At 54.8% G+C, this 14274-nt stretch carries 11 protein-coding genes; 7 read left to right on the top strand and 4 right to left on the bottom strand.

Annotation, left to right across the window (positions count from 1 at the left end; translation table 11 throughout):
• The coding region (locus VEG30_08520; protein HXZ79959.1) for a hypothetical protein at window positions 1-1633 on the bottom strand (1633 nt) is incomplete at its 3' end.
• Window positions 1630-3636, bottom strand: coding sequence for a tetratricopeptide repeat protein (locus tag VEG30_08515; GenBank protein ID HXZ79958.1), 2007 nt, complete (start codon window positions 3634-3636; stop codon window positions 1630-1632). The genes VEG30_08520 and VEG30_08515, both read right to left, overlap by 4 nt.
• Before the next feature lie 146 nt (window positions 3637-3782).
• Here VEG30_08515 and VEG30_08510 point away from each other — a divergent pair, with 146 nt between their 5' ends.
• The 5 genes from VEG30_08510 (at window position 3783) to VEG30_08490 (ending at window position 8992) form a co-directional block, all read left to right on the top strand.
• Window positions 3783-5267: a UbiA family prenyltransferase gene (locus VEG30_08510; protein HXZ79957.1), complete on the top strand. Its 1485-nt coding sequence runs from the start codon at window positions 3783-3785 to the stop codon at window positions 5265-5267.
• Window position 5268: 1 nt separating this feature from the next.
• The gene (locus VEG30_08505; protein HXZ79956.1) at window positions 5269-6630 is read left to right on the top strand and encodes an FAD-binding oxidoreductase; all 1362 of its coding nucleotides are present in this window, start codon (window positions 5269-5271) and stop codon (window positions 6628-6630) included.
• Window positions 6623-7453 (top strand): SDR family oxidoreductase, encoded by an 831-nt coding sequence (locus VEG30_08500; protein ID HXZ79955.1) that lies wholly within the window; start codon window positions 6623-6625, stop codon window positions 7451-7453. Before VEG30_08505 ends, VEG30_08500 begins: the two co-directional genes overlap by 8 nt.
• Before the next feature lie 59 nt (window positions 7454-7512).
• On the top strand, window positions 7513-7716 hold the full coding sequence (locus VEG30_08495) for a hypothetical protein (protein HXZ79954.1): 204 nt from the start codon (window positions 7513-7515) through the stop codon (window positions 7714-7716).
• Window positions 7717-7777: 61 nt separating this feature from the next.
• Window positions 7778-8992, top strand: coding sequence for an ATP-grasp domain-containing protein (locus VEG30_08490; GenBank protein ID HXZ79953.1), 1215 nt, complete (start codon window positions 7778-7780; stop codon window positions 8990-8992).
• A gap of 64 nt (window positions 8993-9056) precedes the next feature.
• Here VEG30_08490 and dcp read toward each other — a convergent pair whose 3' ends face one another.
• Both dcp and VEG30_08480 read right to left on the bottom strand, forming a co-directional pair.
• Window positions 9057-11201: a peptidyl-dipeptidase Dcp gene (gene dcp / locus VEG30_08485; GenBank protein ID HXZ79952.1), complete on the bottom strand. Its 2145-nt coding sequence runs from the start codon at window positions 11199-11201 to the stop codon at window positions 9057-9059.
• 177 nt (window positions 11202-11378) lie between these two features.
• Entirely contained in the window at window positions 11379-12209 is an 831-nt protein-coding gene (locus VEG30_08480; protein ID HXZ79951.1) for an alpha/beta hydrolase-fold protein, read from the bottom strand.
• 120 nt (window positions 12210-12329) lie between these two features.
• Between VEG30_08480 and VEG30_08475 the strand changes: the two genes are divergently transcribed.
• Window positions 12330-13043 carry an alpha/beta hydrolase-fold protein gene (locus VEG30_08475; protein ID HXZ79950.1) on the top strand — a complete coding sequence of 238 codons (714 nt, stop codon included), beginning with the start codon at window positions 12330-12332 and terminating at the stop codon, window positions 13041-13043.
• A gap of 100 nt (window positions 13044-13143) precedes the next feature.
• On the top strand, window positions 13144-14172 hold the full coding sequence (locus VEG30_08470; GenBank protein HXZ79949.1) for a hypothetical protein: 1029 nt from the start codon (window positions 13144-13146) through the stop codon (window positions 14170-14172).
• Window positions 14173-14274: the final 102 nt, after the last annotated feature.

Genomic DNA, 14274 nt, shown 5'->3' with positions numbered 1-14274 from the left:
AGTCCTCAAAAACCGCAGCGCCCGGCGACAATTTTTGCAAATCGGAGTATTCGCGCGACGGATTCAGCCAAATAAGGTTTGGATAGGAATGAATGTGTTGCGCAACGGCCGCATACTCGGCCGGGGTGAACGGGGACTTTTTTGCCAACACTGCTACCGGGCGTCCATCTTCGCCTAGTCCTCCATCAGCTATAACGATGAAATTTTTCCGTGGGTCGGAAACACCATCTTCATGCAAGGCCTGAATAGCTTGCGAGACCACCCGTAGTGCCTCGCGTGGCTGTTTGAATTCCCAGCGGGTAATGGCGATGAAGCCGTCGGGATTGAGATGGCTGAAGTACTCCCGGAATGCCTCGACGGTGTACAGGTTGTTTTCGCTGAGCGCAAAAGCACCGGCTGCGGTTGAGGCCCAGGTGTCTACCAGAGTCATTTGCACAACATCGTAGGTCGCTTTCGAAGCGCGGATATAAGAGCGTCCATCTTGAATGTGAATGTGTACCTGTGGCCGGTCGTACAAATGGGAGCAATATTCCGCGTATCGTCCCCGCATCACGTCATTCACAATTATCGGATTGATATCAACGCCAGTGACGCTGGGGCTGCCGCTGGCTACAGCGCGGAGCACGTCAATGCCACCTCCCGGCCCGATGATGGCAAAACTCCCGTTGGGACGCAGCACGTTGGCGATGGCAGGAGGCGCAGCCATTAGGCTCTTTTTCCAATTGAACATTGATTCTGCCGGCAATCCGATAAGCGTGGGCGTGGGATGATTTTTCTGTTCCTTATCCCACAACGCCGGATCTGTATTCATGATCGCCGTGGTTGCGTCCGCATCGATCAGGATGTAACGACCGTCCCGCTGCTTGTCCACTTCGATGCGAGATATGGCATTCCACTTGGCGAATTCAATCCGCTGTCGATCCTGCCAAACGCCCTTCGCATACACGACGTCAATCCACCTGCCGGAAGAGTTTGCGGCCAAAAGGAACAAAAACCCAGCTGCCAAGCTGACACAGGCGACTCGGGAGATGAACCTTGTTGACCAAACGGCGGCCGCGATGGCCATAACCACAGAAGCCAAGAGAAGAGCATTGGGTCCACCTACAGAATTAAGCAGTGGAACGACGGCCAGGCATGCTGACGCTCCTCCCAGGAGATCGGCGCCGTAAAGAAAGGAAATCTGTTCGCTGGAGCGCGCAAAGAGTACGGAGAACAACAGGCCCACAAAGAAGAATGGGATCGCCGTCGCTAAGTAGATAATTGTGAGCTTTCCGAAATTTTCGCCATTGACCTGCAAAGACACAGGGATGCGCAGTACCAGCTCTAACGCCAGGAGAATGAAAATTGAATTAAGGGCGCACAAACGGGCGCCAAGTTGTCTAGTCCCGAATCGCCTGAGCCAGTCATGGCGGATATGGGCGAAAACTCCTCCTGAGCCGAGTCCGAGCAGCGCTACCGAAATAGCAAAGAAGGCAAAGTGATAGAACAGCACAACGCTGAAAAGACGAGTCATCGCCAATTCGAGCAGCAGACTGGCAAAACTTACCAGCGCCACGCCAGTCATTACGACCATGCGTTGATCGATTCGACTCTCCGTCTGCTCGGCTATTATCGAAATCGTTGCTTGGCTCATCGGCCTGCGCCAATCGGGGGTTGGTTTGCCTGCACTGCCGCAAGTCGGGTTTTCGCGCCGACGTGGTCAGGATTGAGCTTTAAGACTTGCAGATATTCCCGACGGGCGCCGTTGAGGTCTCCGTTTTGTTCCAGAACACGCCCGAGCCAGAAGTGGTTGTCGACGATATTGGGATCGAGGGCAACGGCTTTTCGCAGGTGGAACTCGGCTTTTACAGGTTCGCCGGTTTCAAGAAATGAACGGCCGAGATAGTAATTCGGGGCTCCCTGATCAGGCGCGATTTGGATGGCATGCGTCAGAACCTGCTCAGCTTCAACATAGTGACCGGTCATAAAATCAATATTTCCGCAGTTGTACAAGGCTGAATAGAGATTGGGCTCTTCGCGAAGGACCTGGGAACAAGCAATTACCGCATGATCGTAGTCGCCTACTTCTCCAAGAAGGCCGGCAAGATCGGCCCGACCTCCTACTGATTTGAACCCCTGGGGCGCCCAGCGGAGACCCATCATCAAGGCCTTTTCGGCATCTGCCTTTCGTCCCACATAGACGTAGGCTTTGGCGAGCGAAAAGTATGCTGGTGCGAAGTCTGGGTGTTCTCGTATCGCCTCCCGGAGCAGGCTTATGGCACGATCGGGGGCACCGCCCTCATTCAGAAGACTTGCCCCCAGACCAACTATCGCTTCCATGTTCTTAGGGTAAAGAGAATACGCGCGATAGAAGACGAGCAGTTCGTTTGCCCAATAGACCTGCTGAAGTAAGCAGCCAACGGCCAGAGCAATGGCCAAAGCAACGCTCGCGGCAACTTGTGCGGTGCGTGCGCTCAGGCTGCCCAAGTTGGGCAACAGGCGAATGGCTTTGGCTGTCAGGATGATGAATCCGACGGAAGGGAGATAAACATAGCGATCACGGACAAAGTCACCGTTTCCAAAGGCTCGCAAATAAAGGACTGGAATCAGAGTGACGATCGTCCAGAGTCCGGCCAGGCTGACTACACGATCTCCGGTTCGGCGAGCCCAATACGAGATCAGGCCAGCGAAAGCAACGAGCAGCAACAGCGGGAGAAAGAAATTGCGGAAGCCTAGGGACTCTATATAGCTGGTGTAATAAAGTGAAGTCAGTCCAACCGGCCAGGACAGGATTCTCAGGTAATTGGCGAGAACAAGGGGTAGTGTGAGCAGTACATCGATATCGCTGTGAAAGGGATCAAACTGCGCCGGGGTTCGATGTAGCGCGATCTTGCGGGCGATCACGTAGACAACGGTAAGAGCAACGTAGGGCAAAGCTGCTAGTGCTGCGTTTCCAATCTTCCGCCAGCGTGCGCGAGCTAGAGTTTCGGGCGGGAAGAGCCATACATAAGCGGCGATTACTAGAGCAAAGGTCACCGCCATTTCTTTTGTCAGCAGCGCGCAGGCCAACAGTAAAAGTGATATCGCTGTCCAGCCAATCTTGTTTTGTTTGCTGCTCCGACTCTGGAGGAAGGCGATGAACGCCAGCATGTAAAAGATCGTGACCATGGTGTCGGAAGCGGCCGACACCCACGATGCACATTCAATGTGGACGGGATGCAAGGCAAAGATCAGGCCAGCCAGGGCGGCAGTCCAATGCTCCATTCCCAGCTTGCGTACGAGCAGGTAGACGACACAAGCCGCGATCATGTGCAGCAGGACTGCGCCAAGGTGCCATCCCCAGGTCTTCAGCCCAAACACGGAATAGTTCAAAATCGACCAGACCACAAAGAGCGGTCTGTAGTAGATTTGGCCTCGATCGGTGTGAAACCAGAGATCGCTGGTGAAGGCGCGCGGCACCGAATGCCAGGAGCGAATCAATGGATTATTAAGGATTTGCGGCAGATCATCCCAAACGAACTGGAATGAGAGGGCGCTGTAATAAACCACAAACGTCAGGGAGGCCAAAATCAGGAGGAAAATTGCTGGCCGCTGCAAATGCCGCGAGAGCGCAGCCCAAGACGGCGACTGGGTCTCGTTCGAGGGGTTACTTGTCATGGGAATGGATTCCAATTCATGGTGGCACGGGGTTTTGGCAGCGTCAACAAACCAAGGGTTCTAGTGCCTTAGTGATTAAGTATCGATGCGTTCAACTGTGCTACCGTGACGGTAAGCGGCCCTAAACGATCCGGATTTGTCTGACGATGTCTCAGGCTATGGATGTCTCCTCCATTAAGTCCTCCACGCAAGCCACTGTGGATCACGGCTCCAAGCCGGTCCTGTGCGTGGATCTGGACGGCACACTGGTCAAAGGGGACCTACTCTGGGAGTGCATCCTCTTGCTATTGAAACGGAAACCTCTGTGGCTAGTATTGCTGCCTTATTGGCTGCTTCGAGGCAAGGCCAGCGTGAAGCGGCACTTGGCGCGACACACGGAGTTGAATGTCGCGACCCTCCCATATCGATCTGAGTTGCTCGAATTTCTGCGTGCGGAACGCCTGTCAGGGCGGAGAGTCGTGCTTATAACCGCCGCAGACGAGCGCCTGGCAAGAAGTGTGGCCGAGCATCTGGGTCTGTTTGATCAGGTGTATGCCAGCGACGGCAAATGTAACCTGAAGGGCCGGCAGAAAGCCGAATTCCTTCAGGGACTCTTCGGGAAGGATGGTTTCGAATATGTCGGCGACTCCAGCGCAGATCTGGAAGTCTGGGATGGAGCGCAAGCGGCATACGTCGTAGGGGGTCCGCGTCTAGCCGAGCAAGCTGCGCAGATGACCGAGGTCAAGAGAGTCTTTTCTCATCGGCAACCTTCCGCGGGCACCTGGATCCGTGCCTTGCGAGGCCATCACTGGTTCAAGAATCTGCTCTTGTTTCTTCCGCTGGGGTTGGCACATCGCGTGTCTGCGTTGCAGTGGATGCGCACGGCGCTGGGCTTTGTGCTATTCGGAGTTTGCGCTTCAGGGTTATACATCCTCAACGATCTGCTGGATCTGCACTCCGATCGTGGCCATCCCTGGAAGAGTAAACGGCCATTTGCCGCTGGAGAGATCTCCATCCCCGGCGGTCTTGCGATATCTTTTGTACTCCTAACGTCCGCGCTAGGTCTTAGTTTCCTGCTGAGCTTGAAGTTTGGGATGGTGCTGTTTATCTACGCAGTGCTGACAGTGTGGTATTCACTGCAGATAAAGAGGATCGTGCTACTGGACGTGTTTGTGCTGTCGAGCTTTTACAGCATACGCATTCTGGCAGGTGCATTGATTGAATCGGTGCCGCTCTCGCAGTGGTTCTTGCCGTTCTCGCTGTTTTTCTTTCTCAGTCTGGCCATGGCCAAGCGCTATTCCGAACTGGTAAATGCCGAGCAACTCGTGAATAGCGGCAACTCTGGACGGGGGTATATCACCGGCGATAAAGACGTGCTGATGAGCTTGGGGATCGGCAGCAGCTTTGCCGCGGTGGTGATCTTCAGCCTGTACGTACACAGTCCGGAAGTAGTCGTGCTCTACCGCTCGCCTGCGCCGCTGCTGTTGCTGTGTCCTATCATTCTTTACTGGCTGAGCCGGGTGTGGCTCAAAGCGCATCGCGGCGAACTGCACGAAGATCCGATTACACTGGCAATGCGGGATCCGGTGAGCTATGCCGTAGCTCTGGCGGCTATTGTCGTTCTCGTCGCCAGCATGATGAAGCGGGCGTGAAATGGACACCTGCTCGCTCGAAATTCCCAACGCCACTGGCCTAGATGCAACGAAACCTGTAGCGGATTATTACTCCTGGGGCAGATTTCCGCAGGTAAGGCACCGCGCCGTGCATCGAGTCTACTGGCCGGATCAACTTCCAGATGTTTTGAGCCGCGCATCTACCGGTTCTGTTCTCCCCTACGGTCTTGGGCGGAGCTATGGCGACTCCTGTCTGAACGAAGGACGAGACCTGATCGACTGCTCTCGCATGAACCGCTTTCTGGGTTTCGATCTGGAAACCGGATTGATATGCTGCGAAGCCGGTGTCAGCCTGGCTGAGATTCTGGCCATCGCTGTCCCGCATGGATGGTTTCTACCGGTTACGCCGGGTACGAAATTCGTTACCGTAGGGGGGGCGATAGCCAACGATGTGCATGGGAAGAACCACCATCGCGCCGGGACCTTCGGTCATCATGTTCGCAAGCTCGGGTTGCAGCGATCGGATGGGAATCTTCTGATCTGCACTCCAGAAGAAAACCCAGGTCTGTTTCGGGCAACGATTGGGGGACTGGGTCTTACGGGAGTGATCGTATGGGCGGAAATTCAGCTGCGCCGGATCGAGAGCAGCCAAATTGAAGTCGATACGCTGGTTTTTCAGTCGCTGGATGAATTCCTGACGCTAACCTCAGAAAGCGACGCCGATTTCGAATATACGGTGGCCTGGATCGATTGCTTTTCTACACCGCAACCTAGAGGGATTTTCTTTCGTGGAAATCATGCTGCGGCTGGCGGGCTTGAAATACCAAGGAAGCGAGCTCCGCGCGTGCCAGTCGCATTTCCCGACTGGGTGCTCAGCCGGCGAACGATTCAATGGTTCAACTCACTTTACTTCCGGCGGAACTTTCTGAAGCGTCGTCGCTCCCTGCTCTCCTACGAACCATTTTTCTATCCCTTGGATTCGATACGACAATGGAATCTCATCTATGGCAAGCGGGGGTTCTTGCAGTATCAGTGCGTGATTCCGGATTCCGCGCGCGGGGTTTTTGCGCGGCTGCTGGGTTTGATAGCCGACTCACAAATGGGTTCATTTCTGGGAGTGATAAAGCGATTTGGTTCGATTCCCGCGGCAGGCATGATTTCTTTTCCGCGGCCCGGTCTCACCCTGGCGTTGGACTTTGCGATGCGTGGGGAGAGCACGCTGCGCCTGATGCAGACTCTCGACGATGTTGTATTGGAAAGCGGTGGCGCCTTGTATCCCGCTAAAGATGGTCGCATGAGCCGGACAATGTTCCGGCAGTCCTTTCCGGAATGGCGCAGGTTCGAATCCTACGTTGATCCCAAATTCTCGTCGTCGTTTTGGCGAAGAGTTGCGTTTGAATAGCCTGATCAAAAAGATCGTGGTGCTCGGGGCCACCTCGGCCATCGCACAGGAAGTCGAGCGCTTGCTGGGGAAAGATGGTACCGAGTTCCTGCTCGTTGCTCGCTCTCCGCAACGCTTGCAGGAATTACAAGCGGATCTGCGCGTGCGCGGTGCGGGTTCAGTTCTAACTTTCTGCGCGGACTTGGCCGAGCCTGCTCAGCATATGGCGGTTGTAGGCTTTGCCGACCAGCAATTTTCTGATTTCGATACCGTGCTGCTGGCATATGGCACACTCTCAGATCAGCAGGAATGCCAGCACTCCCTGTCTGCGGCAATGGCTGAGTTGAACACGAATTTCACCAGCGCAGCGGCGCTGTTGACCTTGTTTGCCGACTACCTCGAGCCGCGGGGGTGGGGTTGTATAGCGGCCATCACATCAGTAGCTGGCGATCGTGGACGGAGATCAAACTATGTTTACGGAGCTGCTAAAGGGGGTTTGAGTCTGTTTTTGCAGGGCCTGCGCAGCCGGTTGCACCCCTCCGGCGTGCAGGTTATTACTATTAAGCCTGGGCCGGTGGATACCCCAATGACGGCTCAAATTGCCCGCAAGTCAATGATGTCGAGTCCCAGCGTTGTGGCGGGAGATATTTGCCGGGCGCTGAAGAGACGCTCGCCTGAAGTGCTCTACACTCCGGCCATCTGGCGATACATCATGTTCGCGGTTCGCTCGATTCCTGAACCGATTTTTAAGCGTCTCGGCGGCAAGTTGCCCCATTCCTCTGACACTTCGAACGGCAGCGGCTTCCAACCCGACTCAGCTATTTCGACACAAAAAAGTAAATAACTCATTCGGCCGATACGTCATCCACCAACCAGAGCTGAGGAATCCTTGTGGGGTGTGAAATGTTGCCAGACGAAGATCAAATTCGTGACCCGGAAGACCGATTAATCGACGAGTGCGACGATCAGGAACGGAAGGAGAAAATGATGGACAAGACGCTGGCGGATTCGTTTCCCGCCAGTGATCCGCCATCTTCGTTGCCCGACCCCAGCCAGGATTCATTTCTGTACGAGCGTGGGCAGCCATGCGAGAAGCCTGCTGCCTGAGTGAAAGAGCCCAGGTGATTGACAGGAGCGGGCATCGGGGAGCAGGATTGCGGCCTTACTCATGGTGCAGCCCGCGAATCTGACGGTTCTTTGCTTGGCCAGCTACTACAAAGGCACAGAATTCCTGCGGGAATGTAAGCGCCAGGGATGCCGAGTCCTGCTGCTTACATCGCAGAGTCTGGAAAAAGAAGAGTGGCCACGGGAGAGCATCGACGAAATTTTCTATCTGCCTGATCAGGATAGGAAATGGAACCTGCAGGACGCGATCCTAGGCGTGAGTGACCTCGCAAAGAAGGAAAGCATCGACCGAATCGTTCCGCTCGATGATTTTGATCTGGAGACTGCTGCCGCTCTACGCGAGCACCTTCGGGTTGGGGGCATGGGCGAGACGACTACACGCTACTTTCGCGACAAGCTGGCGATGCGGGCCAAAGCACAGGACGAAGACCTGCCTGTCCCCCCTTTCATCCACGTCCTTAACCGGGAGAAATTGAGGAATTTTGTTCACGGGATTTCGCCGCCCTGGGTGCTGAAGCCACGCTCGCAGGCGGGTGCCATCGGGATCAAGAAAATCACGAGTGCCGAGGAATTGTGGCAAGCAATAGATAAACTGGGTGATCAGCAGTCCTTCTACTTGCTGGAGCAGTATGTCCCCGGCGACATCTATCACGTGGATAGCATCATCTACGAACGCAAGCTCCTGTTCTCAATAGCCAGCAGGTACGGTACACCGCCTATGGATGTGTCGCATGGCGGGGGCGTGTTCACTACGCGAACAATCCCACCCGGCTCGCCCGAAGAGAAGGAACTGACGGAGCTGAATGAGCGAGTGCTGGAGGCATTCAACCTGGTTCGTGGCGTATCGCATAGTGAATTTATCCGCGCGTGGGATGGGGGCAGGCTGTACTTCCTGGAGACTTCTGCAAGGGTAGGAGGGGCGCACATTGCTGAGCTGGTCGAAGCCGCCACAGGAATCAATCTCTGGGCAGAATGGGCGAAAATCGAGGTTGTCGCGGGGAAGAATCCCTATCATGTACCGGTTGCGAAAAAGGACTCCGCCGGTCTGGTGATCTCACTAGCCCGGCAGCAGTGGCCCGACACGTCAGAATATTGCGATTCCGAGATCGTCTGGCGCATGAATAAAGAGCATCATGCAGGGTTGATCGTCAAGTCATCCAGCCCGGAACGGGTGCAGGCTTTGGTTGAGGGCTACAGCCGGCGTTTTCAGCAAGACTTCATGGCGTACCACCCACCACAAGAGAAGCCAACACACTGAGTATCCTCGCTTCCAAAACCGCAATTGGTGAGCGACCCGAGAAGTAAACGCGGTAAAGCCTCATTTACTTGGAGGCGGCGCGGGAGCCGGCTACCGCCAGACCACGATATTTCAGCATTGGTTCAATCGTAGGTTTGGCGCCGCGCCAGTCGACGTACATTCTCTCGAGGTTTTCAGTATTGCCTCGGGACAACACCATTTCGCGAAAGCGGTCCCCATTCGCACGAGTCAGGCCGCCGTGTTCTTCGAACCACTGGAACGCGTCATCGGCCAGCATCTGAGTCCAGAGATAGGCATAGTAGCCTGCAGCATATCCACTACTGCTCCAGATGTGGGCGAAGTAGCTCGAACGATAACGCGGCGGGGTGTAGCTAATAGAGAGACCGGTCTGTTGTAACGCTTCTGACTCGAACCTATCGGGCTTCTGCAGTGTTGCACTTGCGGGAAGCGTGTGCCACTTCATATCCAGTTGAGCGGCGGCCAGCGCCTCTGTGGTCGCGTAGCCCTTGTTGAAAGTGATGGACTTCTTGATCTTCTCTGCTAATTCCGCAGGCATTGGTGCGTCGGTTTTATAGTGCTTGGCGTAGCGCTGGAAAATTGCGGGAGAAGTCGCCCAATGTTCATTGAACTGCGATGGAAATTCAACGAAATCGCGCGCGATTGCCGTGCCTGAAAGGCTGGGGTATTGGGTGTTGGCGAACATGCCGTGCAGCGCATGCCCAAATTCGTGGAACATTGTTCGGACGTCATCCGAGGAGAGGAGCGCAGGCTCTCCCGGAGCCGGCATGGCAAAATTGGCAACGTTTGAAACGACAGGGAGGGTGCCCAGCAGTTTGGACTGCTCCACATAGTTGTTCATCCAGGCCCCGCCTTGTTTATTGTCGCGCTTGAAGTAATCGCAATAGAAGAGAGCCAGAGAGCTACCGTCGGCGTTGAATACTTCGAATACGCGCATTTCGGGAGCGTACACGGGAAGGTCTTTGCGCTCCTTGAAAGTCAGCCCGTAAAGCTGGTTGGCGGCATAGAACACACCGTTCTGGAGCACATTATTCAACTCGAAATAAGGCTTGATCTGGGCTTCGTCGAGATCGTACTTAGCCTTGCGTACCTGCTCGGAGTAGAAGTCCCAATCCCAGGGCTGAAGCTTGAACCCGGCACTCTGTTTGTCGATCACCGCCTGGATATCCTGTGCCTCGCTGGCGTCTTTTGCAGTGGCTGGAGAGACAAGCGCGTCCATGAACTTCAACGCCGCTTCCGGCGTTTTGGCCATTTGGTCTACGAGCTTCCAAGCGGCAAAGTTCGGATACCCTAGAAGCTTGGCTTTCTGGGCGCGCAATTGTGCAATCCTGGCGATGGTGTCACGAGTATCGTTGGCATCACCATGTTCCGCGCGTTTCCAGGAATTCTCGAACAACGCCCGGCGGCTCTCACGAGCCTTCAGTTCGGCAAGGTCCGGTTGCTGGGTCGTGTTTTGCAGAGGAATGACAAAGCCCTCCAGCTTGCGATCCTTCGCCGCCTTGGCGGCAGCGTTGATTTGCGCCTCGGGGAGGCCGGCCAAGGCGGCCTTGTCGGTGGAGACGAAAGCAGCATCTTTTGTGGCAGCAAGCAGCTTGGTTGTAAAGGAATTGGACAGTGTGGCTAATTCTTCGTTTAGCTTCTTGAGTTCAGCTTTGTCCGACTCGCTCAGGTTCGCGCCCGCATGCACGAACTCATCGTAGTAATACTCGACCAGGCGCAACGATTCGGGATCGAGCTTGAGTGATTTGCGTTCTTTGTAAATACTCTCGACCCGCCGAAAGAGCTTGGCGTCAAGATAGATCGCGTCCTGATGGGCGGCGAGTTTAGGCGCTTCGAGGGACCTGACTTTCTGCAGGGTTGGATTGGTATTCGCGCTCGCGACGGCGAAGAAAACCGACTGCACCCGCCGCAACAGTTGACCACTCTTTTCCAGGGCGACAAACGTATTCTCAAAACTCGGCGGCGCGGGATCATCCGCGATGGCTTGAACTTCTTTACGCTGCTCGGCCATTCCGGCTTCCAATGCAGGCTGGTAATCCTCATCTTTAGTTTTGTCGAACGGAGGCGCCTGGAATGGCAGCTTGCTGGGGGCAAAGAACGGATTGTCGGGACCAAACTCCGCACTGGAAGCGAGAGTAGGAAGAGCATGCAAGCCAATGACCACGGCGGCAGCAAGGATCAGATGATTCATGTTCAACAGTGTAATTGAAACGGAAGACGTGAGGAATTTCAGTAAGGCTGGGCCACGTAGCTGGTTCCCGCCTGCAATCCACAGGGAGTCGGAATGGTGTTGCCGAAGATGGCGGGCATACTGACGGCAGCCGGACACTTCGTAGGAGTCAGTAAGGCTGATCCGGTTTCAATGTGACTAAATTGGAGGAAACAGATAGCGCAGCACGGGTCCTACGCGGGCTGCCCAGGCCGCCTCGTTGTGAACTGCTCCTGGAACCTCTTCGTAGTGAAGGTCTTGTCCCTCGATCCATCCTTTGGCTACCAGGGTTCGACGGAGCAAACGGACATCACTCAAGGATTTGGTGCCTTCTTTGCTGCCCATGTCGAGCCAAATCCGGAAACCAGGTCGTGGATCGGCTTTCTTGATCATTCCAATGATGGCCTTATTTCCCCACCAGACGGAGGGTGACAGGATCGCGAGCTTGCCGAAGATGTTCGGGTACTGCAAGCCAAGATAGAGGCTGACGAGGCCACCCAGGGAAGAGCCTCCCAGGCCCGTGTTTTCGGGACCTAGGAGCGTTCGATATTTAGAGTTGATGAAGGTGCGAATCTCCTTCACCAGCATGCGACCGTAGAGATCGGCGCGGCCGCCTCCGAGCCTGGGGTCCTTCGTAGGCGTATATTCGTCTACCCTGTGCACACCGGCGTTGTAGATACCCACGATGATAAGCTGCTGGATCTGCTGTCGCCGAATGAGGTCTTCGGCGGTTTCGTCGACCTTCCAATCCATGCCGGGGACGTAGGAGGTGGTTTCATCGAAGAGATTCTGGCCGTCATGCAGGTAAAGAACGGGAAAGCGTTGCTTGGGATGCTGATCGTATCCGGGAGGGAGATAAACAATCAGCTCGCGGTCGCCGGGGAGCAGCCGCGACTGAAAGTTGGGATGTTTACGTAGGTCAGTGGTTCTTGGCTCTGCAGATGAGGTCAGGGTGTCTGTGCTGGCGGAACCGAGAAATTTGGCAACCATGGGTTGGTTCAGGCGCGCCGTGCGCTGCCGATTGATCTTCCTCCGCTAGGAGTGGTGCACCGATTCGATAATCTCAGATTAAACTATGGAACTTCCATAAGCGAGGAAGCTACGTCAAGCATGAACCGCGAATATCACAAGTGGTACTCGCCTCGACTCAACCGCGACATGGAGATGCTGATCTTCGGACACGCGGGTTTGCCTATCCTGGTGTTCCCGACCTCCCAGGGAAGGTTTTACGAATATGAAGATCGGGGAATGGTGGGCGCGAGTTGGGACAAGATTGAATCAGGCCGAATGCAACTATTCTGCGTTGATAGTGTCGACAGTGAGAGCTGGTATAACCGCGGGGCGCATCCTCGCTGGCGTGTGGTGCGGCACATGCAGTACGAGGACTATCTTCTGCACGAGGTGCTGCCCTTGGTCCGACAGAAGAATATTTCCCACCTGCTGGCGACAACAGGATGCAGCTTTGGGGGATATCACGCGGTGAATTTTGCGTTGCGCCACCCGGATCTGGTCACGCACTGCGTGAGCATGAGCGGGGCATTCGATATCCAGCAGTTTCTTGATGGCTATTACGATGACGATTGCTACTTCAATTGCCCCCCGCACTTTCTGCCTAATATGGGTGATCCGTGGTACCTGGAGCGGTATCGTCGAAATTTCTACATCCTGGCGACCGGAGAGCACGACATGTGCTGGGACCAGAACGAAAAACTGGCAGCCGCCATGCGCAGCAAGCAGATGAATCATCGGCTTGACGTATGGGGGGATCGAACCGGACACGATTGGCCGTGGTGGCACAAGATGGCGCGCGCATATTTTCCATAAAACTGGGGTGGAAGAACCGCAAAAGTGGTGAAACAACTGATTTGGCCATGATTTCCCACTAGGGTTACCTTACAATGTGACAACACAACTGGGGTGAGGCGTGAAAAAGATTGGCATTATCTTTGGCATGGAGAATACTTTTCCCGGCGCGGTGGTGGAGAAGATCAATTCCATGGGCGTGCCGGATGTAAAGGCGGAGTTCGTCAAGATCGGTGGGGTTCGGATGGCCGACCCCAGCGGGTACCGGGTGATCATCGACCGCATCTCGCACGATATTCCTTTTTACCGCGCCTACCTGAAGAATGCCGTGCTTAGCGGGACAATAGTCATAAACAATCCTTTCTGGTGGAGCGCGGACGACAAGTTTTTCAACTATGCATTGGGAGAAAAGCTTGGGGTAGCGATTCCGCCTACTGTCATTCTGCCGCATAAACAGCATCCGCCGGGTACAACGGATCAATCGATGAGAAATCTCGTTTATCCGATGAACTGGGAAGAGGTCTTTGACTATGTGGGTTTCCCGGCATTTCTGAAGCCCTTCAATGGCGGTGGCTGGCGGGACGTTTACAAGGTCAACTCACCAGAAGAACTTTTTCATGCTTATGATCAGACGCGCGATCTCTGCATGACCTTACAGAAGGCGGTGAACTTCAAGGAATACTTTAGGTGTTACGTAGTGGGGCGGGAGCATGTCCATATCATGCAGTACAACCCCAGGGCACCGCATCATGAGCGCTACGTGAGGCAACCGGAGCATACGGACGCGAAGCTGATCGCACGCATCGAAAAAGATGCACTCACGCTTTGCCGTGCCCTGGGATACGATCTGAATACAGTGGAGTTCGCGGTGGAGAACGGCGTTCCGTATGCCATCGATTTCATGAATCCGGCGCCGGACGCTGATTACCATTCGGTAGGTGCGGAGAACTTCACATGGATAGTGGACCATGTCGCAGAGTTGGCGGTGAAGAAAGCATCTAGCGATGAAAGGCCAACTGCGGAATATGGTTGGGCGCGGTTCTTGAGTGGGGTGAGGAGCGAGTCAGGCTCTGAGACTCCGAAAAAAATGCTTGAGAGAAATCCAGCTCCGAAGACAAAACTTGGAGTTCGGCAGCAGGCAACGAGTTGAATCGGCCAAGGATTTCACGGATGTTTACTGATTCAGGAAATCCCGACTCCTGAGTAACAGAAATCCGTAGAAATCAATGGTATCCGTGGTGAGTGTCTAACG

Source organism: Terriglobales bacterium (genome assembly GCA_035624455.1).
Classification (GTDB): domain Bacteria; phylum Acidobacteriota; class Terriglobia; order Terriglobales; family Acidobacteriaceae; genus DASPRM01.
The sequence above is the reverse complement of the archived record's forward strand: the minus strand, read 5'-3'. Positions and strand labels throughout refer to the sequence as shown.